18 protein-coding genes are annotated in these 23707 nt (G+C 69.2%); 7 read left to right on the plus strand and 11 right to left on the minus strand.

Features of this window, described 5'->3' with window-relative positions; all coding sequences use genetic code 11:
• Positions 1-214 precede the first annotated feature (214 nt).
• On the plus strand, positions 215-733 hold the full coding sequence (locus tag QZ271_RS01345) for a hypothetical protein (protein ID WP_291428248.1): 519 nt from the start codon (positions 215-217) through the stop codon (positions 731-733).
• Between the two features lie 38 nt (positions 734-771).
• Positions 772-1371 (plus strand): ComF family protein, encoded by a 600-nt coding sequence (locus QZ271_RS01350; RefSeq protein ID WP_367114287.1) that lies wholly within the window; start codon positions 772-774, stop codon positions 1369-1371.
• A gap of 131 nt (positions 1372-1502) precedes the next feature.
• On the opposite strand, the gene QZ271_RS01355 is transcribed toward QZ271_RS01350, so the two are convergent.
• From QZ271_RS01355 to QZ271_RS01375, 5 genes are all read right to left on the minus strand, one after another.
• Positions 1503-2045: a DUF1684 domain-containing protein gene (locus QZ271_RS01355; RefSeq protein WP_291428250.1), complete on the minus strand. Its 543-nt coding sequence runs from the start codon at positions 2043-2045 to the stop codon at positions 1503-1505.
• Positions 2045-2266, minus strand: coding sequence for an RNA-binding S4 domain-containing protein (locus QZ271_RS01360; protein ID WP_291428252.1), 222 nt, complete (start codon positions 2264-2266; stop codon positions 2045-2047). Before QZ271_RS01360 ends, QZ271_RS01355 begins: the two co-directional genes overlap by 1 nt.
• 75 nt (positions 2267-2341) lie before the next feature.
• Positions 2342-2890: a dockerin type I domain-containing protein gene (locus tag QZ271_RS01365; RefSeq protein WP_291428254.1), complete on the minus strand. Its 549-nt coding sequence runs from the start codon at positions 2888-2890 to the stop codon at positions 2342-2344.
• Complete coding sequence (locus QZ271_RS01370; RefSeq protein WP_291428256.1) at positions 2887-3477, minus strand: hypothetical protein; 591 nt, start codon at positions 3475-3477, stop codon at positions 2887-2889. The genes QZ271_RS01365 and QZ271_RS01370 overlap by 4 nt, the downstream gene beginning before the upstream one ends.
• The gene (locus tag QZ271_RS01375; protein WP_291428257.1) at positions 3474-4451 is read right to left on the minus strand and encodes an Ig domain-containing protein; all 978 of its coding nucleotides are present in this window, start codon (positions 4449-4451) and stop codon (positions 3474-3476) included. Before QZ271_RS01375 ends, QZ271_RS01370 begins: the two co-directional genes overlap by 4 nt.
• A 164-nt stretch (positions 4452-4615) precedes the next feature.
• On the opposite strand from QZ271_RS01375, the gene QZ271_RS01380 reads away from it, so the two are divergent.
• Positions 4616-7648, plus strand: a complete 3033-nt coding sequence (locus QZ271_RS01380) for an insulinase family protein (RefSeq protein WP_291428258.1) — start codon at positions 4616-4618, stop codon at positions 7646-7648.
• A gap of 323 nt (positions 7649-7971) precedes the next feature.
• Positions 7972-8100, plus strand: a complete 129-nt coding sequence (locus tag QZ271_RS01385) for a hypothetical protein (protein ID WP_291428260.1) — start codon at positions 7972-7974, stop codon at positions 8098-8100.
• 337 nt (positions 8101-8437) lie between these two features.
• On the opposite strand, the gene QZ271_RS01390 is transcribed toward QZ271_RS01385, so the two are convergent.
• Positions 8438-11068 carry an EAL domain-containing protein gene (locus QZ271_RS01390; RefSeq protein WP_291428262.1) on the minus strand — a complete coding sequence of 877 codons (2631 nt, stop codon included), beginning with the start codon at positions 11066-11068 and terminating at the stop codon, positions 8438-8440.
• A 492-nt stretch (positions 11069-11560) separates the two neighbouring features.
• Here QZ271_RS01390 and QZ271_RS01395 point away from each other — a divergent pair, with 492 nt between their 5' ends.
• Positions 11561-12259 (plus strand): S4 domain-containing protein, encoded by a 699-nt coding sequence (locus QZ271_RS01395; protein ID WP_291428264.1) that lies wholly within the window; start codon positions 11561-11563, stop codon positions 12257-12259.
• A gap of 55 nt (positions 12260-12314) precedes the next feature.
• Positions 12315-13316, plus strand: coding sequence for a cell division protein ZapE (gene zapE / locus QZ271_RS01400; RefSeq protein WP_291428267.1), 1002 nt, complete (start codon positions 12315-12317; stop codon positions 13314-13316).
• A 290-nt stretch (positions 13317-13606) separates the two neighbouring features.
• Here zapE and dnaG read toward each other — a convergent pair whose 3' ends face one another.
• The 4 genes from dnaG to gcvT all read right to left on the minus strand — a co-directional run bounded on the left by dnaG (position 13607) and on the right by gcvT (position 20846).
• Positions 13607-15379 (minus strand): DNA primase, encoded by a 1773-nt coding sequence (gene dnaG, locus QZ271_RS01405; RefSeq protein WP_291428269.1) that lies wholly within the window; start codon positions 15377-15379, stop codon positions 13607-13609.
• An 875-nt stretch (positions 15380-16254) separates the two neighbouring features.
• Positions 16255-19107 (minus strand): aminomethyl-transferring glycine dehydrogenase, encoded by a 2853-nt coding sequence (gene gcvP / locus QZ271_RS01410; protein ID WP_291428271.1) that lies wholly within the window; start codon positions 19105-19107, stop codon positions 16255-16257.
• A 238-nt stretch (positions 19108-19345) separates the two neighbouring features.
• A complete protein-coding gene (gcvH, locus tag QZ271_RS01415) occupies positions 19346-19705 on the minus strand; it encodes a glycine cleavage system protein GcvH (RefSeq protein ID WP_291428273.1) in 360 nt (119 codons plus the stop codon).
• 70 nt (positions 19706-19775) lie between these two features.
• On the minus strand, positions 19776-20846 hold the full coding sequence (gene gcvT / locus QZ271_RS01420; protein WP_291428275.1) for a glycine cleavage system aminomethyltransferase GcvT: 1071 nt from the start codon (positions 20844-20846) through the stop codon (positions 19776-19778).
• 367 nt (positions 20847-21213) lie between these two features.
• Between gcvT and QZ271_RS01425 the strand changes: the two genes are divergently transcribed.
• Positions 21214-22776: an acyl-CoA carboxylase subunit beta gene (locus tag QZ271_RS01425; protein WP_291428277.1), complete on the plus strand. Its 1563-nt coding sequence runs from the start codon at positions 21214-21216 to the stop codon at positions 22774-22776.
• Between the two features lie 163 nt (positions 22777-22939).
• Here the strand turns inward: QZ271_RS01425 and QZ271_RS01430 are convergent, their stop codons facing one another.
• Positions 22940-23644 carry a hypothetical protein gene (locus QZ271_RS01430; protein WP_291428278.1) on the minus strand — a complete coding sequence of 235 codons (705 nt, stop codon included), beginning with the start codon at positions 23642-23644 and terminating at the stop codon, positions 22940-22942.
• Positions 23645-23707 lie beyond the last annotated feature (63 nt).

Consider the following 23707-nt stretch of genomic DNA (forward strand, 5'->3'; position numbering starts at 1 on the left):
CGGGCGCGGAATCTGCCGGCACAGCGGACATGGGCTGGGGGCTGGGGGGGCCTGGGCTGGAGGGTTGTGCTGCACAGCTTAAACGCTGCGCAGGTGTCCTTTGTCCCGCCTGTCTGCCTTCCGTGCAGTCCTGCGCGGCCCGGCCCTGACCGGGACCGACACCCGCGCCCTGATCAACCGTGCAGGAAGGTGACGGGGCCCGTACACTGAGGGGGTGACCACGCCAGTCAGCGAACTGCTGCGCGAGTACCAGGGCTACGTTCTGGCGTACCGTTTGCGCCGCGCCGTGGGCGGCCGGGTCGCGCGCCCCCGCGAGCAACTGAGCCTGGCTCAGTACGCGGCGCTGCGCCTGGAACGCCAGGACCTCGCGCGGTCCCTGATCCGCCGGGGCATGGGCAGCGGGCAGATGCGCCGCCTGGACGACCTGTCCGACGAACTGATGTTCGGCTTCTGGCTGAACCCGGCCGAGGTCGCCGCGTTCCTGCGCGCCGCGATCCGTGAGGGCAGCCACCCCGCGCTGGGCGACCCGGCCGCCTTCGCGGCGCTGCTGAGTGCAGCCGAACGTGCCCGCCTGGGCGAGAGCGGCGTGCGGCGCGTGTGCGCGCATCACATCGCAAGTTTCTCGCTGGCCGCGCCCCTGCTCGACCCGTCCGGCCTGAACGCCGCGTGGCAACGCATCCAGGACAACGAGCCGCCGCTGTTCATTGATGAACTGCAACCGGTGGGCTCCTGAACGCTGCGCAACTTCTCGGGGACGCCCTGCGCGCCCTGCTGCCGCGCGCCTGCCCCGGATGCGGCGGGCAACTGGGCCGCGCCGCCGGACTGTGCGCCGGGTGCCGGGCCAACCTGCACGCCCACGTGGAGGCGCACAGTCCCCTGCGTGCCCAGCCGCCGGTCCCGCACCTCGTGACGCTGGGCGCGTACCGGGGCGTGAACCGCCGCGTGGTCCGCACCCTGAAGTTCGGGGAGGCCCGCGACCTCGCCGCCGTGCTGGGCGAGGCCCTCGCCGGGGGCGTGCCCGCCCACTGGAACGTGCAGGCAGTCGTGCCCGTGCCGCTGCACCCCGCCCGGCAGCGGCAGCGGGGCTTTAATCAGGCGGAACTGCTGGGCCGCGCGGTGGCCGCTCAGCTGGGCGTACCGTGCGTGCCGGGCCTGCAGCGCATCCGTCACACCGCTCAGCAGGCCCGCCGTCACGCCGCGCAGCGCGAGGACCTGCGCGGCGCGTTCCGGGCCTGTCCAGACGCCCTGCCGGGCGGCCCGATCCTGCTGATCGACGACGTGTTCACCAGCGGCAATACGATGCTGGCCTGCCAGGACGCCCTGAACCGGGCAGGCGTGACGGACCTGTACGCGGCCGTCATCGCCCGCTAATGCGGACGGTCGTCTGTATCACCCCCCGGAACATCAACGGGATGCCAACCTCACATCCGCAACGTACTCTTCTCCTGCCTGCCGCTGCCCGGATTGATCCGGTGCAACCTCCTGACAGGCTGGTGCGCGGGTCAGGGCAGGCGTTCGCCGGCTGTGACCGCGTCCGGTAGCCAGTTCTCGCGGGGGGGGAGCGGGCAGGTCCAGCCGTCCCCGTACGCGCAGTACGGGTGGTAGGCGAGGTTGAAATCCACCCGCACGAGCGCGCCCTCGCCGCCCAGTTGCCGGTCCAGCGCGGCGTCCAGGTAGCGGCCCGCGCCGTACGTGCCGCCCTCGGCCGCGCCGTTCGTGGCGTCCCGGAACGGAATGAACACCCGCGCGGGCTGCTCCTCGCCGGGCGGCGTGAACACCGACAGGGTGCGCTCACCGCCCGGCAGGGGCAGCGTCACCTGCCCGTGCCGCACCATCACGCGCGGCTGGCCGGTGTTCGTCTCCAGGGTGAACTCGGCTCCCTCGTCCGGCAGGCGGTCAAGCAGCACCGTGAACGCCCACGACTCGTCCGGCGCGAAGTACCGCAGGCCATGAAACGTTTTCGGGTCCACCGGGCCGTTCCCGGCCGCGAAATGCTGGTCCTTGCGGTTACGGAAGTCCAGCACGGCCTCCTCGTACAGGCCCATTACCACTCCACCGTCACGCGCTGCCCGGCGTACTCGATGATGTCGCCGCGCCTCAACTTGCGGCGGCGACGCGTCTCGATCTGACCGTTGAGCTGCACCTCGCCGCCCTGCACGCGGAACTTGGCTTCACCGCCCGTCTCGACCAGTCCGCGCATTTTCAGGAAGTCCTGAAGGTCGATGGTGTCCGGGTCGTAGGGGGAGTAACTGGGATCGCTGGTCATGCCGGGCAGCGTAGCAGGGCGGGCGGGGCGGGGTCTGTACGCGCCCTGCCTGCCCTGCTACACACTGGCCTGCGCCTAGCGTTTGCCGTACTGCTGGCTGAACAGGCGCAGGTCCGCGTCGTCCACGCGGCGGTCCTGGTTCAGGTCGCCGGTCGTGCCGCTTTTGCCGTAGTGGTTCATCAGGATGGCCAGGTCGCTCAGGTCGATCTGCCCGTCGCCGTTCAGGTCCGCGCCGCTCAGGCCGGTGCGGGCGGCGGCGGGCGTCCAGGCACCTAGGCCCAGCTCGCGGGCCAGTTCGGCCTGCACGGCCTCCTGAAGGGAGAGCGGGCCGCGCGGGTTGAACTCGATGCGGCGGTCCGTCCCGCTGACGAACACGCGCGCGGCGACATCCGGGTTGAACGGCGCGGCGCTGGCCCCGCTGCCGCCCACCGTCAGGAGCGGGCCGCCGCTGGTGTCCAGCGTGACCGGCAGTTCCGGCGTGCTGATGACAGCTAGCGCCGCCTGCACGGCCCTCGTGAGTGCCTCGCCCTGCGGGCGGAGTTTCACGCTGGCCGCGTCGGCCGGGGCAGCCAGGAACGCAGCGAGGGCCGCGACCAGCAGCGCACGGCGGCGGGGGCGGCTCACGGGCGGGCCTCCCGCGCGGCCAGAATCGCGGCGCGCAGCTTCGCCGGGTCCGTGATCGCCGCCTCTGGAGTCACGCCGGGCGTGCCAGGCGCGGCGACAGCGGGCGGGGCCGCAGTGGGCGCCGCCGCGCCGGACGCGGGCACGCTAGCTCCGTTCACGCTGGTCCCGTTCACGATGGCCCCGTTCACGACCGGGTACAGGCCCTGATAAAAGCCCACGAGCGGACTGTCCAGGCGGTCGGTGTACAGCAGCGCGATCACGTCCATCCCGGCGCGCAGGGCCGGCAGGTCCGCCGCGCCTTTCAGGAAGAACAGCGCCGGAGCGCCCTCCCGCTGCGGCAGGCTGGCCGGGTCGCCCGCCAGGGTTTCCGTGACGGTCAGCGGGACTGCCACGTACGTCACGCCGCCCTCCTGCACGTCGGATGGCTGCCCCAGCGTGGCGCGCACGATCACCTGCGCCTTGCGCGCCTGCTGCGCCAGCGTCAGCGGGGGAGCGGTCGTGGCCTGCGCCATGAGCAGCGAACCCGGCAGGACCGCCAGCAGCGCTCCCAGCAGGACCGCGCCGCGCCGCACGCAGGAGCGCCTCACGGAGTCCCCCCCGGCGCAGGCGTGACCGGCCCGGGTGTCACCGGCACTGGTGTCACTGGCGCTGGCGTCCCTGAAGCGGGGGCGGTGACGGCGGGCGTCACGGCGGGCGCGGCCTTCTCCTTGTCTGCTGCCGCCTTGTCTGCTGCCGCCTTGTCTGCCGCCGCCTTGTCCGCCGCCGCTTTGTCTGCCGCTGCTTTCTCCGCGCTGGCCCTGGCGGCGGCCTCGTCGCGGGCCTTCTGCTCCTCGGGCATCAGTTTCTCGCTCAGCAGTTTGCCCTGCCCGTCGCGCGCCTCGAAGCCCAGGTTGGTCGCCGCCAGCGTGACGGGCTTGGTGACCTTCAGGCTCAGCAGGGCCACGCGCGCGCCGTTGCGGGGCACGTTCTTAAAGCCCATGTCCACCGTCACGCGCTGCCCGTCCTGCCGCCAGAACACCACGCCGCCGGACTCGCCGGGCTGCGCTCCACTGACGCTCACGCCCGCCGGGAGGTCCCACAGGAGCCGCGCGGCGCGCACGGTGCGGGGCGCGGTGATCGTCACGGGAATGCGGGTGTTGCCGCGAATCTCGCCGCCGGGCAAGGTGGGCGCGAGGCTCAGGGGCGGCAGGTCCTGCACGGTCACGCGGAACTCCTTGCTGGCGGTACTCAGTTTCGAGTCCGTGACCTTCACCGTGAACGCGAACGCACCCGTCCGGGTGGGCGTGCCGCTCAGGGTCAGGCCGTTCAGGCTCAGGCCCGGCGGGAGCGCCCCGCCCGCCACCTGCGCCGTGTATGGCCCCGCGCCGCCCGCCACGGTGACAGGAGCGGAGTACGCCTCGTTCACGTACAGGGGCGGCATCCCGGACGGACTGGCGGCGAAGTACAGGATGTCGCTCGCGCTGCTGGCGGACGAACCCGTGATCTCCTGCCCGCACGACGCCAGCGGAACGGTCAACAGGCCAGCCAGCATCAGTCGGGCGGCCACGCGGTGAAGTGCCATACGGCAGTGTACCCGCCGCCGCCCGCCCCGGCGGTGAGATTCCCATGACACCTGTCCCTGCCCCGGCCCCTGCCCTGGGCCTGGGCCTGGGCCTGGGCAGGGGCGGCGGGAATCGTCGCGTATCCCAGCGTTCTGCGCCGGGGGGTGGGATTAGACTCGGGGGCATGACTTCACTGCCAACTACTGCGCTGGTATCTCCTGCGCTGCCCGCCGCGCCCCGCGTGGGCGAGCGCCTGGGCCGCTACACCGTCGAGCGGGTCGAGCCCCTGCCGGAAATGCAGGGCACGCTGGTCCTGCTGTCGCACGAGCTGGGCGCCCGGCACGCTCACGTGATCCGCGACGACGACAACGCCGCGTTCGCCGTGACCTTCCCGACCGTCCCGAAGGACAGTACGGGCGTGGCGCACATCCTGGAGCACATTGTTCTGATGGGCAGCCAGCGCTACCCGGTGCCGGACCCCTTCTTCGCGATGCTGCCGCGTAGCCTAAACACCTTCATGAACGCCATGACCAGCAACGACTGGACCACGTACCCGTTCAGCACCCGCAACGAGCAGGATTTCTTTAACCTGCTGTCGGTGTACCTGGACGCCACGTTCTTCCCGCTCATGCGCTACGAGTCCTTCCGGCAGGACGGGCACCGCTTCGAGTTCCAGACGCCCGACGACCCCACGACCCCGCTGAAGTTGCAGGGCGTGGTGTACAACGAGATGAAGGGCGGCATGGCCAACCCCGGCTCTGTCATGTGGCGGGCCTTCGGGAAGGCGCTGTACCCGGACCTGACGTACGCGAACAACTCCGGCGGCGCGCCCGAGAACATCCCGGAACTGACCTACGAGAACCTGCGGGCCTTCCACGCGGCGCACTACCACCCCAGCAACGCGTTCTTGTACACGTACGGGAAACTCCCGCTTCAGCGCATCCTGGACGACATCGAATCTCACGTCATGGCGAGGTTCGAGCGGCAGGTGCTGGACGTCAGCATTCCCGACCAGACGCCGTTCACCGCGCCGCGCCGGGAGCGGGCCGAGTACCCCGGCACCGACACGGAACGCGGCTCGCAGGTCAGCGTGCTGTGGAAACTGGGCCTGAGCAGCGACGCCGACGCCAACCTGCGCTGGAGCGTCCTGAGCGACGTGCTGCTGGGCAACGCCGCCGCGCCCCTGACCCGCCCGCTGATCGAGTCCGGGCTCGGCGCGGGCCTCGCTGATCTCAGCGGTTACCGCGACTCGTTCCGTGAGGGCGCGTTCGCGGTGGGCCTCAAGGGCCTCGGGGCGGGGCAGGTGCGGGCCGTCGAGACACTGGTGCTGGACACCCTGCGCGCCACCGTGCACGACGGTATCCCCCCGGAACTGATCGAGAGCAGCCTGCACCAGTTCGAGATCGGGCAGAAGGAAGTCAGCAACGCCGGGTACCCGTTCGCGCTGCAGGTGATGTTCCGCATGCTGGGCCCGTGGCTGTACGGCGGCGACCCCCTCACCGGCCTGCGCCTGAACGCCCAACTGGACCGCCTGCGCGCCGACCTGAGTGCCGGGCGCGTCTTTGAACCCATGATCGAGCGGCAGCTTCTGAACAACCCGCACCGCGTGACGCTGGAACTCGCGCCGAACCCGGAACTCGCCGCGCGCACCGAGGCCGACGAGCAGGCCCTGATCGACCGCCTGAGCGCCGATTTCACCGACGAGGACCGCGCGCGCGTCGTGGCCGAGAGCCTGCGCCTAAAAGAACTGCAGGCGCAGGAGCATCCGCTGGACACCCTGCCCACCCTGAGCCTGTCGGACGTGCCGCCCAGCGTGCCGCGCGTGCCTTACCGCACCGAGGACTCGGGCCGCGCCCTGATCGCCCGCATTCCCCAACCGACCGGCGGCCTGACCTACCTGGACGTGCAGGTGCGCCTCCCGGACGTGCCGGACGACCTGCTGGACGCCCTGCCGCTGTACGCCTTTGCCGTCACGCGCGGCGGCGCGGCCGGGCAGGACTACGCGGAACTCGCGCGCCGCATGGAGGCCGTCACGGGCGGCGTGAGCGCTAGCGTCAGCGCCGGCGTGCGCCCCGACGACCTGAACGACCTGCGCCTGAGCCTCAGCTTCAGTGGCAAGGCCCTGGCCCGCAACGCCCCTGCGCTCGCCGGGGTGATCCGTGACCTGCTGGCCGCGCCGGAATTCACCCGTGACCGCCTGGAACAACTGCTGCGCCAGCGACTCGCGGGCCTGAAAGCCAGCGTGGTGCAGAGCGGCAACGCCTACGCCGAACGGCTGGCCGGGGCGCAGGTCAGTCCCGCCGGGGTGCTGAGCGAACGCTTCGGCGGCCTGAGTGCCCTGAACACCCTCAAGGGCATCGTGGAAGGCCAGCCCCACCCAGACCAGGCGGGCGCAGCCCAGCCCGACGCAGCCCAGCCCCACCCAGCCCGGGCGGGCGCGGGGGACACCGGCGCCGTCAGCGGTCTCGACGACCTGATCGCCCGCTTCGGGCGCATCCGCGACCTGATCCTGACCGGCACGCCCGTCCTGGCCCTGACCGCCACGGAACAGGACCTGAACCTGGACCTGAGTAGCCTGACCGACCTGTTCACGGTCGGCGCGCCGGTCGGCCACCCCACCCCTACCACGGCCCCCCGTACGCCGCAGGCCCGCACGACCGACTCACCGGTCGCGTTCAATGCCGTGGCGTTCCAGACCGTACCGTACACCCACCCGGACAGCCCAGCCCTGCTGGTCCTGTCGCGCCTGCTGCGCAGCAACTACCTGCTCAAGGAAATCCGCGAGAAGGGCGGCGCGTACGGCGGCGCGGCCAGCTTCGACACCCGCGAGGGCGTGTTCGCCATGAGCAGTTACCGCGACCCGAACATCGCGCGCACCTACCGCGTGTTCCGCGACGCCCGCGCGTTCCTCGACACCCCCCTGGGGCAGCGCGAACTGACCGAGGCGATCCTGGGCGCCAGCAAGGTCCTCGACCCCCTGACCAGCCCCGACACGGCCGGCCGCATGCGCTTTTACAGCGATCAGGCCGGATTCACGCCCGAGGTGCAAGACGCCTTCAAGGCCCGCCTGCTGGCCGTCACGCTGGACGACCTGCGCCGCGTCATGGACACCTGGCTGACCCCGGAACGCGCCGCGTACGCCGTCGTCACGGGCCGCGACCCCAACGACGACACCCTGAAAGAACTCGGCCTGACCTTCGACGTGCAGGGCGTGTAATACGGATTCCGATTGATTCGCCGCAGTTCTGAATCAATCCGAGCGGACGCGAGTCGGAATAGCAGACGGGTTTCGCGGTATGGAGCCGCAGGCGGTGCTTTTCCGCCTGTGGTGGAATGGAGCCGCAGTCCGTCTGGCACCCACCCCAGCTAAGCGGGTACACCGCTCAACCCGGGCGGGAGCAGGGCGGACTGCCGGGCATGAAGTCGGCAATCCGGTGCCTTTTCCTGACTCCCATCATTGAGCCGTACACCCGGGGCGTCCCCTGGGCAGAAGATGACGGCCAGTACCACATCGGTCTCAGTCTGAGAGACCAACCGAACATGCGTTTCGGCCTTGCCATCAACTTTCTCAAACCGAAAACCGACACGTACAAGAACCAGCCCGGCCTCCTGAGGAACTACGAGACCGATGTCATCTGCACCCCACCCTCCGAATGGAACGAGCCCTGAGTGCCCCGCAGCAGAACGGCCCCATCGAGACCCAGCATGGAAAGACACGGCCGGAACCGGGCTGAAGACACGCGGTGTGATACGAATTCCGATTGATTCGGTGCAGTTCTGAATCAATCCGAGCGGACGCGAGCAGGAACAATAGACGGACTCCGCGGTATGGAGCCGCAGGCGGTGCTTTTCCGACTGTGGCGGAATTTAGCGGAGTCCGTATGAGACCTTCTACCAACGGGCGTCTGTTTCGGTCATACCCCAGGACAGCCCTGGGGAGCCGATTCCACGCCCGACGGCTCGCTTCTCTCCTGCTCGCTGGGCGGCGCAGCTGTGCGAGTGCGGATCAGTGGTGGCGGAGCCAGTCCAGCAGTTCCGTGATGCCCAGCGGCGGCGTGATCGCGTAGCCCTGCGCGGCGTCGCAGCCCAGGTCGCGCAGCACGTCCAGCTGATCGGTGGTCTCCACACCCACGGCCACCACGTTCAGGCCCAGGCGGTGCGCCAGATCAATCGTGCCCTGCACCAGCGTCAGGGACTTGTCGTCGCCGGGCAGGCGGGCCGTCAGGGTGGGGTGCAGTTTCACGGCACTCAGCGGGAAGCGCGTCAGCGAGGCGAGGCTGCTCGCGCCGTCCCCGAAGTCGTCCACGCTCAGGCGCGCGCCCAGGGACCGCAGTTGCTCCAGCAGGCCCAGCGTCTCCTGACTGTGATCGAGCAGGCTCCCGGCGGCCACCTCGATGTCGGGTGCGCCCTCGGCTGACAGCAGCGGCAGCAGTCGGCGCAGGCCGCTGCTGCGGCGCAGTTCCTCCAGACCCAGGTTCACGCTGACCGTCCAGTCCCCGAAGCGTTCCGGCAGGGCCGCGCGCACCGCCGAGCGGCCCAGCACGGCCTGCTGCACCACCCACTCACTGATACTGGTGATCAGGTCGCTGCGGCTCGCCAGGTCCAGGAACCGGCTGGGGCTCAGCATGCCCAGCGTCGGGTGGTTCCAGCGTAGCAGCGCCTCGGCACTCACGGGGCGGCCCCCGCGCAGTGAGATGGCCGGCTGGTACAGCAGCGTGAACTGCTCGCCCTCGACCGCGCCGCGCAGCGCCTCTTCCAGTTCGAAGGCGCGGGCCACCTGCTCGCGCAGGTCCGGGCTGAACACGCTGACCTGATCGCGGCCCTGGCGTTTGGCGTGCTGCATGGCGACCTCGGCGTCCCCGAGGGCCGCGTCACCGGTCACGCCCGCCTTGAGTGCGGCCACACCCAGCGCCACGCCGACCGACACGTCACGCTGACCCACCCGCAGCGGCGCCTGCTGCAGCGTGGCCCGTACCCGCCCGACCGCGCCCGCTGCGTCCACGCCGGGCAGCGTCACCGCGAAGGAATCGTCGGCCAGCCGCGCGGCCAGTCCGCGCTGCTCGTTCGCCATGTCGTTCAGGCGCGCCGCCGACTGAATCAGCAGGCGGTCGCAGGCCGTGCGGCCCAGCGCGGCGTTCAGCGCCCCGAACCCGTCGATGTCCAGGCACACGACCGTGCCCGACTCGGCAGCGGTGTTCAGTGCCTCGCGCAGCCCCGTGCGGTTCAGCAGGCCGGTCAGGGCGTCGTGCCGCGCGTCGTGCCGGATCTTCGCCTGAGCGCGGCGCAGCGCCGTCAGGTCCCGCAGGGTCAGGAGCACGCTGCCGCGCGCCCCGCCCGCCTCGCCACCTACGCCCGTGGCGCGCAGTTCCATCTGCCGGACCGTGCCGTCCGGCAGCGCCAGCAGCACCTCCCGGCGAAAGGGCAGGCTCAGGTCCTTCCATTCCGGCACGACCAGCGGGTCGCCCTCAGGCGTGAACATCCGCACGCCCAGGTCACCCAGCACCCGCGACACGCCCATCCCCACCAGCCGCGCGGCCTCCACGCCCAGCAGCGCCGACGCCCGCTCACTGACCAGCTGCGCGCGGCCCAGGTGATCGACGAGGATCGTGGCGTCCTCCGAGAGGGCCAGCACCTGCGTCATCACGCCCAGCGGCGCGCGCCCGTCCCGGTTGCCTGCCGAGCCCTCGGCGACCAGCAGGCCCTCCTCGGTCGTGCGGCGCACGCTGAGGGTCAGGGTGCCGCCCCCCTGCAATTCCACGTCCGCCCGGGCCGCGCCGCCCGTCGCGGCCAGCCGCACCAGGTCCCGCACCGTGTCGGACGGCACGTGCGCGAAGCACGGCCACGCCCACAGCGGCGCGCCCGTCACCACCGGCGACGTGGCCGGAAGGAGTTCCAGCAGCCCGTGACTGGCCTGCAACACCGCCCCCGACTCTGAGAGCAGCGCCGCCGGCGTGTCGGTCTCCAGCAGCGCCGACACCCGCGAGGCCCGCTCGTACTCGCCCGTCACGTCCTGCAGGGTCAGGATGACGCCCGCCACGGACCCCCCGTAGTACGGGCGGGCCTCGCCGCGCACCCACACCAGACCGCCCGCGCGGCGCACCTGCTCGTCCGGCAGGCGCACCGACCGGCCCGCACCCGCCTGCGACAGCACTTCCAGGAACGCTGGGCGGCCCGCGAAGACCTCCCGCACCCCGTGACCCACCACCTGCGCCTCGGGCAGACCGAACAGTTCCAGGAACGGCCGACTGACCTTCCGGAACGCCAGCTCGGACGTCAGCCACGCCGTCGCGACCGGCAGTTGCGTGACCAGCACCTCCGTCTCGCGGTTGGTGATGTCCACCCGCGCGGCGGCCAGCAGCATGGTCAGCACCTGCACCGCCGCCTCGGGAATCACGCCCGACTCGGTCCAGAGCAGGCCCAGCAGCGAACCGTCCCGCGTGAGCCACGTCATCTCGCCACGGTCAAACCACTCGTCGGGCGGCACCAGGTCCGGCCCGACCGACACGGTCGCCGCGTTGGCCCGCACACACACCACCTCGTCACCCAGGGAAGCCAGCAGGGTCGCCTGCGGCGCATGCACGCGCAGCAGGTCGCTCAGGGTCGCGTGAACGGCAGAAAAAGCAGCAAGTGGATTCACTTCTGAAGTACCTCGCGCCCCCGGCCGCCAGGGCCATGAACGCATGAAAGAAACGGAAAGAACAGCGGCACGCAGTACTCATGGCACACAGTATTCATGCGGTCTCTGCTTGAAAGGCTGGCAATACCGTTCATCCCGAGCAGATCCGGAGAGCGGCGCCGCAGGGCGATCAGGAGCGAAGCGGGTTCCGGACGTGGAATTGGCAACCCGGTGTTTTTCAGGGGTGTGCTTGTTCCGGGTGGCCAACGATAGAGGCGGATTCCGTACAACGTATCTTGCCACAGCGACTCTTACAGCCTCCATGCAAGTTCCGGCGGTCCCTCCCACACGCGCCCTGGCCCCCCCCCACGCCTCTGCGTGCCCCGCCCGCCGCGCCCGGTAGAGCGGTGACGTTCATGCCGCCCGCTCGGCCCGGCCCCGGCCAACCCCCCGTCATGGCCCTGCACCCCCCGTCACGGCGTGCACACCGTCCGGCGCACTATTCTGCACCCCATGAAGCACAAGCTCTCCACCCTGGTCGCCCAGGCACGCGGAGGCCGGGTCATCCGCACCCCCTTCCTCGACAGTGACGACATCGACCGCCGCCTCCTGAGCGGCGACGACCTCAACCACCGCATCGCCGGGGGGTTCCCCGACGCCCGCCGCGTCATCCTGACCCTGCACCCCGCCCACATTCCCGAAGTGGACAGCGGCGTGCATGTCTACCACGTCACCCCCGAGGACGCCGCCCCCCACTGGGACGTGCAGGACTTCAGCGTGCACCTGCGCCGCCTTGGCCTCGACGAAGACCAGCTCGGGGACCTGCGCGAGGACCGCAGCGGCTTCCTGATCGCCGCGACCGGGAAGGCCGCCCAGACCATCGAAACCCTCACGGAACTCAGCGGCCGCCACGTCACCGTCACCGCCATCGGCGAGAGCGCGGGCAAGAGCAGCCGTGTCCGCGAAGTCGTCGTGCCCAGCATGCGCGTCGATGTGGTCGGCGCCAAGGGCTTTGGCGTCAGCCGCGCGTACTTCCAGCAGGGCATCGACAGCGGCAAGGTCCGCCTGAACGGCGCCCCGGCGCGCGCCAGCAGCGAAATCCGCGAGGGCGACAGCCTCAGCGCCGACGGCCTCGGCCGCATCGACTTCAAACGCGTCGTGAACGAAACCCGGCGCGGTAACTTCAAAGTCGAACTCGACGTGCACAAGTGAAGCCGCCACAAGTGAAGTTGCCGCAAGTAAGGCCGCCACAAGTGAAGTCCCGCCCATGATCGACCTCACCGCCCGCAATCCCACCGTGCAACCCGAAGCACTCACCCACGACCTCACGCCCAGTCACCGCTACCAGCACGTGCGCCTGGACACGTACGCGCCCAACCCCGACTACCCCAGTCAGGCGCAGGCCCGCACCGCCATCCAGGCCTTCCTGAGCGGCGCGCAGGTCCGCCCCGGCGGCTTCCGCCTGTTCCGGCGCGCCAAACCCGAAGGACGCGGCCTGTACCTCGACGGCGGCTTCGGCGTCGGCAAAACCCACCTCCTTGCCAGCGCCTGCTACGCCGCCAACGGCACGCGCGCGCTCATGAGCTTCCAGGACCTCATGTACATCATCGGCGCGCTCGGCATGACCCGCGCCACCGACGCCTTCCGCGCCCACGACCTGCTGCTCATCGACGAATTCGAACTCGACGACCCCGGCAACACCCACATGGCCAACACCTTCCTCGGCCAGCTCATGCCCGGCGGTACCAGCGTCATCGCCACCAGCAACACCGAACCCGGCGCACTCGGCCAGGGCCGCTTCAACGCCAGCGACTTCCAACGCCAGATCCAGGGCATCGCCGACCGCTTCGACACGTGGCGCATCGACGGCCCCGACTACCGCCAGCGCGGCGTGCGCCCCGAAGACACCATGGCCCACGACGAGTACAGCACCTGGGAAGCCCGCCAGAACCCCGACACGCTCGCCCTCATCAGCTACCGCGACCTCAGCCGGCACCTGCTCAACGTGCACCCCAGCCGCTTTAGCCGCCTGCTGCAAGGCGTGCAAGCCGTCGCCATCACCGACCTGACCCCCACCCCCGACCAGAACGTTGCCCTGCGCTTCGTTCATTTCATCGACAAACTCTACGACCTTGGCCTGAACGCCACCTTCACCGGCACCAGCCTCACGGAACTGTTCAGCGACACGTACCGGCACGGCGCGTACGCCAAGAAGTACAGCCGCTGCCTTTCGCGCATGTCCGAGATGCTGCAAGAAGCCCGGCGGTAGGGGAGGGCCGGGTTCTGGGTGGGCGCCTGCGGCGGGCTTCCCCGCCCCCCAGCCCCCATCCCCAGGGGGGACGGGGGGGCTTTCGTTGGCACTGGGCAGGTATTTCTCTGGCTTGCTGGGTGGGTATTGGGCGGGGACGGCCACGGCTTACACGCCATCCTTCAGTAACGCTGCGGTCGCCCCGCGCGCTGCGCGCACGACGGGCCGGGTCGCCGTGACCGTCACGTCCATCATCCCTCAAGGTTGGAGGAGAGCGCAGAAGCCCTTAGAAGCGGCCCCCACTTCTCGCGCTAGGCGCTGCGGCGGCTGCGTTTCTCGGCTTCGATGGCTCGCTGAAGGTCCTGGATCTGGCGGAGCATGTCGAGTTGCTGGGGGGGTGGCGCGGCCGCCAGCTGGGTCTTGAGGTTGGTGACCTCGGCCCGCAGGGCGTCGATGCTCATGCTGACCTGAATGTCATCGACGGCCGTCGCGGCGTACGCGCCGACTTTCTGCTCGTACTGCTGGCTGTTCTCGCGGCTGATGCTGCCAGCGTCGCGGCCCTCGAACATCAGCCGGATCAGGAGTTGCTCCTCGGGTTGCCCCCGGAAGATATCCAGGACGCCTTCGGGCGTGGGGGAACCCTGGAGGGCCAGCATGACCTTACGCACCATCTCGTTGCGCCAGGGCGTGGTGCCGTCCAGTTTCGCGCGGAGGCTGGGATCCACCAGCAGTTGCCGCAGCAGCGCCATCTCGCGGTCCTCCTCGCCCCGGTGCTGACTCATGCCCGCTAGGTGCGTGTCGGTCAGCACGCGGCGTTTGGCCTTACTGGCAATCCATTCCAGCAGCGCCTCGGGTTTAATGCCCAGCGTCTCGCACGCGGCGGCGCGTACCCCCTCGGCAATATCGTCGAGCGGATCGAGGTTCTGCATGCGCGGCAGGAGTTCCATCAGGATGCGGCGCTTGCCTTCACTGGTGCCCACCCCGTACTTCTCGACGGCGGCCTGCACGCGGTAATGCACCTCGTCAAGGCCGCCGCCGATGGCCTGCCGTAACAGCTCGTCCCCTCCGGCCAGCAGCGTGTCGGCTGGGTCCTTGCCACTGGGGACACTGGTGGCCCGCACGCGGAACTTGGCGCCCAGCACCTGATCCAGCCCGGACAGCGTGGCCTTCAGGCCCGCCTCGTCACGGTCGAACAGCAGCACCAGGCTCTGCGCGCCCAGCCGCTCAAGCAGCGTGGCGTGCTCGGCGGTCAGGGCCGTGCCCAGGCTCGCCACCGCCCCCGTAAAGCCGTGCTGATGCATGGTGATCACGTCCATGTACCCTTCCACCACCGTCAGTTCCGCGCCGCTGCCCAGGCCCGCGCGGGCCTTGTCCAGCCCGTACAGCAGTTCACCCTTCCGGAACGCCTCCGTCTCCGGGGTGTTCAGGTACTTCGGTTTACTGTCATCCAGGACGCGCCCACCAAAACCCACCAGTCGCCCCAGGTGATCACGGATGGGGAACATCACCCGCCCACGAAACCGGTCGTACACCCGCCCCGACTCCGGGTTCTCGATCAGCAGGCCCGCCTCCAGCAGTTGCCGCTCCGTTAGGCCCTTCACCCGCGCGTGCTTCAGCAGGCCATCCCAGCCCTCAGGCGCAAAGCCGATCTCGAACGCCTCGATGGTCGCGTCCGTCAGGCCACGCCGCCGCAGGTACGCCAGCGCCCCCTCACCCGCCGCGCCCAGCAGGTGCTCCCGAAAGTACGCCAGCGCAAACGCATTCACGTCGTACAGATCGCGGTTACTGCGCTCCCCGTACTTCGCCTCGACCTGCACCCCCGCCCGCTCCGCGAGTTTACGCAGCGAATCCCCGAAACTCAGGTTCTCCGTGCGCTGCACGAAACTGAACACATCCCCGCCCGCCTTACACCCGAAACAGTAGAAGTACCCCTGATCCGTATCCACCTGAAACGACGGAGACTTCTCCTTATGAAACGGACACAACCCCTTCAGGCGGCCCTTCCCGGCAGGGGACAGGCGCACGTACTCACCCACCACCTCCGCAATGTTCAAGCGTGAACGAACCTCTTCTTTCGTTCCCATGCACCCTCACCCCCCCCGCGCAGGCCGCCCACACAACTGCGCAGGCGGCCCGGTAGACCCGCAGTGTACTCCACCCCCCACCCACACTGCTACACCCCAAAACATGCGTCTGGCACGATTAAAAACACGAAGGGTCCGGTGCGGGCCGTGCCACACGCACCCGCCCAGCTGAACGCCCGCCCAGTTCTCTGAACAGCCACATTCGGAGCCTGAAAGGCGGCCCGAACCCACACGCCCGGCACCACGCGGCCCACACCATCACGCAGGCCCAGCCCAGCGACAACCACAGCCCGCCGCTACCCGGCCGCGCCTGAACCGCGCCTGGGTGGTCGAGGAGACCGATGACGACACGCGCGACCAGCGGCTCGTGGACGACACCACCCGCCTGCCCAGCCTGCGCGAACGCCTCGGGCTGGCGTAAACGTCACTTGAGATCAGCGGGCGGCTGTTCCGGCTGGGTTGCGGGCTGCCCCACCCCCCAGCCCCCTACCCCAGAGGGGCAGGGGGAGCAGTCGCTGCGCTCGGCAAGAGTTTCTACTGCTGCGGCGCACGTGCAATGGCCGCTGACGTGTCCGGCCTCGACGCCATCCTGCCGCGCCCGCTGGAAGGCCCGCGCGCTTCGCGCACGACGGCTCTCGGAGAATGGTGAAGATCAGCCCCTCCCGCCCCGTTCAAGAGCCAGAGGCCAACGCGGGCGCTGGGGCGTGGACTGAGCTATCCCAGCCAGAAAGCGGGTTAAGTACACTGCGTTTATCTTGTAGATAAACCGCGCGAAGCGCGGAGCAGAAGAAAGTACGTTGGAGCGGGAATGGAGAGGTTCCGGTGCGTTCCCGGCATGGCGCAATGTGAGCTTCAAGGTACTTAGTTTGACCCGTTCACGCTTCCACCCAGTCCTCAACGGGCGGGCAACTGCACACGAAGTTTCGGTCGCCATAGACGTTGTCCACTCTATTCACGCTGGGCCAGTACTTCCACTGTTTCTGCGTGGCGGTGGGGTAGGCGGCGGTTTCGCGGCTGTAGGCGCGGTTCCAGTCCATGTCGATCAGGTCGGCCTGGGTGTGGGGCGCGTGCTTCAGCGGGCTGTCGGCGGCGGTGATCAGTTCGTCCTGCACGTCCTGAATCTCGCGGCGGATGCCGAGCATGGCCTGAATGAACCGGTCGAGTTCCGCTTTGGGTTCGCTCTCGGTCGGTTCGATCATCAGCGTGCCGGGGACGGGGAAGCTCATGGTGGGGGCGTGGAAGCCGTAGTCCATCAGGCGCTTGGCGACATCTTCCTCGGTGATGCCGCTGATCTGCTTGAGGGGGCGCAGGTCAATGATGCACTCGTGGGCCACGCGGCCGCCCTTGCCGGTGTACAGGACGGGGTACGCGCCTTTCAGGTGCCATGCGATGTAGTTGGCGTTCAGCAGGGCGACCTGCGTGGCTTTCTTCAGGCCGCGCGCGCCGAGCAGGCGGATGTACAGGTAGCTGATGGGGAGGATGCTGGCGCTACCGTACGGGGCGGCGCTGACGGCGCCCGTTTTGCTGTGGCTGGTGGGGCGCACGGCGTGGTTGGGGAGGAACGGGGCCAGGTGCGCCTTGACGCCGATGGGGCCCATGCCGGGGCCGCCGCCGCCGTGGGGAATGGCGAAGGTCTTGTGCAGGTTCAGGTGGGATACGTCGCTGCCGATCAGGCCGGGTTTGGTCAGGCCGACCTGGGCGTTCATGTTCGCGCCGTCCAGGTACACCTGACCGCCGTGCGCGTGGATCAGTTCGCACGCTTCGGTCACGCGTTCCTCGTACACGCCGTGCGTGCTGGGGTACGTGATCATCAGCGCGCCCAGGTTCTCGCTGTGCTTCTCGGCCTGGGCTTTCAGGTCGTCCATGTCGATGTTGCCGTCCGTGTCGGTTTTCACCACGACGACCTGCATGCCCATCATAGCGGCGCTGGCGGGGTTCGTGCCGTGTGCGCTGGCGGGAATCAGGCAGATGTTGCGGTGCGCCTCGCCGCGGCTCTCGTGGTACTTGCGGATGACCAGCAGGCCCGCGTACTCGCCCTGCGCGCCGCTGTTCGGCTGGAGGCTCACGGCGTCGTAGCCGGTAATGTCGGCCAGCCACGCTTCCAGTTCGGTCAGCATCTCGGCGTAACCCTGGGTCTGGTTGGCGGGCGCGAAGGGATGCAGGTTGCCGAACTCGGGCCACGTCACGGGAATCATTTCGGTGGTGGCGTTCAGTTTCATGGTGCAGCTGCCCAGCGGGATCATGCCGTGCGTCAGGCTGTAATCCTTGTTCTCCAGGGACTTCAGGTAGCGCAGCATGCCGTGCTCGCTGTGATGCGTGTTGAACACCGGGTGCGTCAGGAAGTCGGACGTGCGCTTGAGTGCCCCGGGGATGCCGTGCACGGCCTGCGCGTCCAGGGCCAGCACGTCGGCGGCCCTGCCCGTGATGACCTCGATCAGGTCGCCCAGGTCGGCCACGGTGACTGTCTCGTCCAGGCTGACGCTGACGCGGCCTTCCTCGTACCGGAGGTTGATCCCCCTGCCTTCGGCGCGGGCGCGGATGGCCGCGCTGTCCCCATTGAAAGTGAGGGTATCGAAGAAGCTGCGGTTGACGTTCAGGCCCGCGTCAGCCAGCGCGGCGGCCAGGATGCCCGTCAGGCGGTGCGTGCGCTCGGCAATTGTGCGGATGCCTTCGGGGCCGTGGTACACGGCGTACGCGGCGGCCATGTTCGCCAGGAGCGCCTGCGCGGTGCAGATGTTGCTGGTGGCCTTCTCGCGGCGGATGTGCTGCTCGCGCGTCTGCATCGCCATGCGCAGCGCGGGGCGGCCCTTCACGTCGCGGCTGACGCCGATCACGCGGCCGGGCATGGAGCGCTGAAAGTCGCTGCGGCACGCCAGGAACGCCGCGTGCGGCCCGCCGAAGCCCATCGGCACGCCCAGGCGCTGCGCGCTGCCGATCACGATGTCCGCGCCCATCTCGCCGGCGGGCTTGACCAGCGCGCTGGCAAGCAGGTCCGTCGCGGCGATCAGCAGCCCGCCGCTGGCATGCACGCGCTCCGCGATGGGGGAGAGGTCGTGCAAGTCGCCGTACGTGCCGGGCGTCTGCACCAGCGCCGCAAACGTGTCCTCGGGCAGCTCACCGTCGGCAGGCCCGGTGACGATCTGGAACCCGAAGTACTCCGCGCGGGTGCGGATCACGCCCAGGGTCTGCGGGTGAACGTCCTGCGCCACGTACAGCGTGCTGCCCTTGCTCTTGCCCGCCCGCCTGGCCAGGGTCATGGCCTCGGCGGCGGCCGTGGCCTCGTCCAGCAGGCTGGCGTTGCACACGGGCATGGCGGTCAGGTCCATGATCGCCTGCTGGAAGTTCAGCAGCATCTCCAGGCGACCCTGCGAAATCTCGGCCTGATACGGCGTGTACGCCGTGTACCAGCCGGGATTCTCCAGCATGTTCCGCAGAATCACGCCCGGCGTGTGCGTGCCGCTGTACCCCATCCCGATGTACGACCGGAACACCCTGTTTTTCGCCGCCACGGCCTTCAGGTCGGCCAGCGCCTGCGCCTCCGTGACCGGGCCGCCCACCTGCAACTCGCCCCGGAACTGAATGCTGCCTGGCAGGGTCGTGTCACTCAGTTCATCCAGGCTGCTCACGCCCAGTTCCGCGAGCATGGCGGCCTGCTCGGCCTCGGTCGGCCCGATGTGACGGTCGGTGAAATCAGCGGTCTGAAGCAGGTCGGTCAGGGAACGGGTCATGGGTACTCCTGGGGGTGATATGGATTCCGATTGATTCGGCGTACTTCCGAATCAATCCGAGCGGATGCGAGTAGGAACAGCAGACGGCTGTCCGTCTCGGCCCCTTCCCGACCTCCCGCCGCGCAGGGCCGGTCAGGGGGAAGGAGTCAGGCGGTGTAAGCAAGGCCGGGCCTTCAGTGCCCAGGGCTGGGGATGGGGCGCCACGGGGACGCGCGGCCTCCCGTTGCTTGCCGGGGGCTCAGTTGTTGGCGGCTTCGTACTCGGCGGCGTCCATCAGGTCGCCCTCGCCGGTCACGTCGAGTTTGAACAGCCAGCCGCCCTCGTAGGGGCCGCTGTTCACGAGTTCGGGCGTGCCGGTCAGTTCGTCGTTCACGGCCACGATGGTGCCGCTGGCGGGTGCGTAGATGTCAGAGGCGGTCTTGACGCTCTCGACGACGGCGACGGTCTCGCCGGCCGTCACGACGCGGCCCACCTCGGGCAGTTCGACGTACACCACGTCGCCCAGCTGGTCCTGCGCGAAATCGGTGATGCCGACGGTCCCGTCAGCGGCGAGCCATTCGTGCGAGGCGGCGTACTTCAGTTCGGTGGGGGTGGTCATGGGGTGCTCCTCTGGAGATGGGTGGTGGGTGGGGGACAGACCGGTTCTTTCTACTCTCGACGCCTGACCGTCACCGTTTGTAAAACGGCAGTTGCACGCGCGTGGCGGGGTGGTCCTTGCCGCGTACCTCGACCTCGAACGATTCGCGGGTGGCGTGCGCGGCGTCAACGAGGGCCATGGCGATGGGGTGCCCGAAGGTGGGGCTGCTGCTGCCGCTCGTGACGTGCCCGACGACCACGCCGCCGACCTTGACGGGGTAGCCCTCACGGACCGGCACGCGCTCGAGCTTCAGGCCAATCAGGGTCTGGGTGGGGGGAGTGCGGATGTGATCGCGGCCGACGTGGTCCTTATCCTTCACGACCCAGCTGTAGGTGCTGCTCAGGGGGTGGATGGTGTCGCTGAATTCATGCCCGTACAGCGGGAAGCCCGCCTCCAGGCGCAGGGTGTCGCGCGCGCCCAGTCCGGCGGGCGTGAAGCCCACGGCCAGGAGTTTGTCCCAGATGGTTTCGGCCTCGCTGGCGTCCGTGAACACCTCGAACCCGTCCTCGCCGGTGTACCCGGTGCGGGCCAGCCACACGTCGAACCCGAACAGCCGGGCGGGGAAGAAGGCGTTCTTCTTTCTGGTACTCAGGTCGGTGTCGGTGTGGGGTTGCAGCAGCGCCTCGGTCTGCGGGCCCTGCGCGGCCAGCAGGCCCCAGCGGCCGCTCTCGTCGGTCAGGGTCACGTCGAAGCCCCCGGCGTGGCCTTGCAGGTGCGCCCAGTCCTTGGCGACGTTGCTGGCGTTCACGACCGTCAGGTACTCGCCGTCGGCCACCATGTAGATGTAAATGTCGTCCACCAGCCCACCGGAGACGCCCGGCAGCCAGTTGTACTGCGCGCGGCCGGGTTTGAGTTTGCTCACGTCGTTGGTCGTGACGTTCTGCAAGAACGCCAGTGCGCCGCTGCCCTGCACGCGGAATTCGCCCATGTGCGACACGTCGAACACACCGGCCTTCGTGCGCACGGCGTCGTGTTCGGCTTTCACGCCTGCGTACTGCACGGGCATGTCCCACCCGCCGAAGGGCACCATGCGGGCCCCGGCGCGCAGGTGCGCGGCATGTAACGGCGTCCGCTTGAGCGGCTCGGGGGGGGACTGGTTCACACCTGAAACTGTAGCCGAGCAGCCCCCCATGCGTCCAAGCCCGCTGGACGCACCGGGAGGCCCGCGCACGGCACGCGGAAGCCGCCACGGTCGTCTGGAACGCACCCGCGGTCCTCAGGAGCCCGTCGCCTGGATGGCGTGCTTCCCTCAGACCGACTGCGGTTGAGTTGGTGCAGTTCCGATAGAGTCCGGGTGGATGCGAGGAGGAACAACACACGCCCCTGGGCACAATGGCGCGCCGTCCGTCTGAGCGCGGGAACACAGAGGTCAGCGGGGGTTGGCGGGGTGGCCTATCGGTCGGTTAGCGCCCCCCTGTTCCTGATGCAGTCACCGCCGCACCTAACACGCGTTTGGATACCATGCGGGCATGACAACTCCGGGCGTGGAATTACAGGAACTGATCGCGGCGATGGAGCAGCGCCGCACGCGGGTCGAGCAGGGCGGCGGGCCCGAACGCCTGAAGAAGCAGCGGGACGGCGGGAAACTTACGGCGCGTGAACGGATAGACGCGCTGCTCGACCCCGGTTCCTTCCTGGAGATGGGGACCTTCGTGGAGCACCGGGGCGGCCGCCTGATGCAGGGCGTGGACGCCCCGGGCGAGGGCGTGGTCACGGGGCGCGGCACCATTCACGGGCGGCAGGTGTTCGTGTTCAGCCAGGATTTCACGGTGCTGGGCGGCTCCCTGGGCAAGATGAACGCCGCGAAGGTCACGAAGATCATGGACATGGCCGCCAGGACCGGCTGCCCCGTGATCGGCCTGAACGACAGCGCCGGAGCGCGCATTCAAGAAGGCGTGGATTCCTTGAGCGGGTACGGCGAGATCTTCTACCGTAACGCCGTCTACTCGGGCGCGGTGCCGCAGATCAGCGCGATCCTCGGCCCCTGCGCGGGCGGCGCGGTGTACTCGCCGGCCCTGACGGACTTCATCCTGATGAGCGGCGGCAGCAGTTACATGTTCATCACGGGCCCCGAGGTCATCAAGTCCGTCACGCGTGAGGACGTGACCTTCGACTCGCTGGGCGGCGCGGACGTGCACACCCGCAAGAGCGGCGTGGCGCACCTGGAGTACGACGGGGACGAGGCAGTCCTGGCGGGCGTACGCGACCTGCTGGCCTACCTGCCGCAGAACGCCCGCGAGAAGGCCCCCAGCCAGCCGACGAGCGACCCGGCGGACCGCACGAACGAGAAACTGCTGGACATCGTCGTGCCGGACCAGCGTAAACCGTACGCCATGCACGCCGTGATTCATGAACTCGTGGACGACGGCACCTTCCTGGAAATCCAGCCGAACTGGGCGAAGAACATCGTGGTGGGTTTCGCACGTCTGAACGGCGAGTCGGTGGGCATCGTGGCGAACAACCCGCGTGTCATGGCCGGCACCCTGAACATCGACGCTTCGGACAAGGCCGCGCGCTTTATCCGCACCTGCGACTGCTACAACATCCCGATCCTGACGCTGGTGGACGTGACGGGCTTCCTGCCGGGCGTGGCGCAGGAGCACGCCGGGATCATCCGGCACGGCGCGAAGATGCTGTACGCGTACGCCGAGGCGACTGTTCCCAAGGTCACCCTGATCACCCGCAAGAGTTACGGCGGCGCGTACCTGGCGATGAACAGCCGCGACATGGGCGCCGACGTGGTGTACGCCTGGCCGACCGCCGCCGTGGCCGTCATGGGCGCCGAGGGAGCGGCGAACATCGTGTACCGCCGCGAAATTGCCAGTAGCGAGAACCCGGAAGCGACCCGCGCGCAGAAGATCGCAGAGTACAAAGACGCCTTCGACAACCCCTACGTGGCCGCCAGTAAGGGCTACATCGACGACGTGATCCCCATGGAGGACACCAGGCGCGTCCTGATCCAGACCTTCGGAATGCTGCGCGATAAACAAGAGTCGCGGCCCTACAAGAAGCACGGCAACATCCCGCTGTAAGGGAGGCGTGGTGAGTGGGATGGGGTGAACCGTCCCATCCACTTACCACGTCCTGCTCCTGATTATCGTCATGTGGGTTGCCCGCGCGGAGACTGCCCGCATGATGCGGATGCCGGTGGGATGATGATCTAATGCCCTTCCATAGTTTCAAATGGATAGTCGGTCAGGTAGGGTTCCGATGCCCGCCAGCCAGCAGGCCGTAGGTCACGGGCACGTGCCTGCCCAGGCCTGCCCACCCGGCCGGAACCGTCACGCGCAACCCGTCCCCCAGGGACGCCGCCGCGTTCAGCAGCGCCGCGCCCGCCCTGGCGTCTAGGGCCCCCCACAGGTGCGCCGCGCCGCCCGGTCCGCGTGCCTGCCACAGCAGCGATCCCACGGCCTGCCCGTCCCGGTACGCCATCAGCAGGGTGAATCCCCTGGGAGCGGCCTCCAGCGGTGCTGCCAGTTGCCGCGCCAGTCCCGCCGCCCACTCTGGCGTGCCGTGCGCCGCACACAGCGCCGCTGCCCACGCGCTCAGGTGCAGGCGGCCCACCTGCTCGATCCGCACCAGGGCGTCCAGCGGTTCCGGCTCCCCGGCCCAGTCGCCGACCCACACCTGCGCCACCCTCTGGACACCCAGCCCCGCCGGGGCGGCCGCGCCCGCCCACGCCACCAGCGGCGGCAGGCCCTGCGCCTCGTGCCAGTCCTGCACGGCCCGCAGGTCCACCCTCTCCACACGGCCTGCCACGTCGCCCGGCAGGAATGTGGCGTTTAACGCCAGCACGTTCACGCCCGGCGTGAGCAGCGTCACCGCGCCCCCCTGCGTGCGCTGCACCACCGACAGCGGCGCGTGAAACTCGATCAGATCAGTCAGGTCAGGGGGCAACACCCGCCCAGGGTAATCGGAAGCAGGGAGCAGGAAATGGGGAGCGGATGGGACGCCGGCCCCGGT

The sequence above is a fragment of the Deinococcus sp. genome, from assembly GCF_018260555.1.
Taxonomy (GTDB): Bacteria; Deinococcota; Deinococci; order Deinococcales; family Deinococcaceae; genus Deinococcus.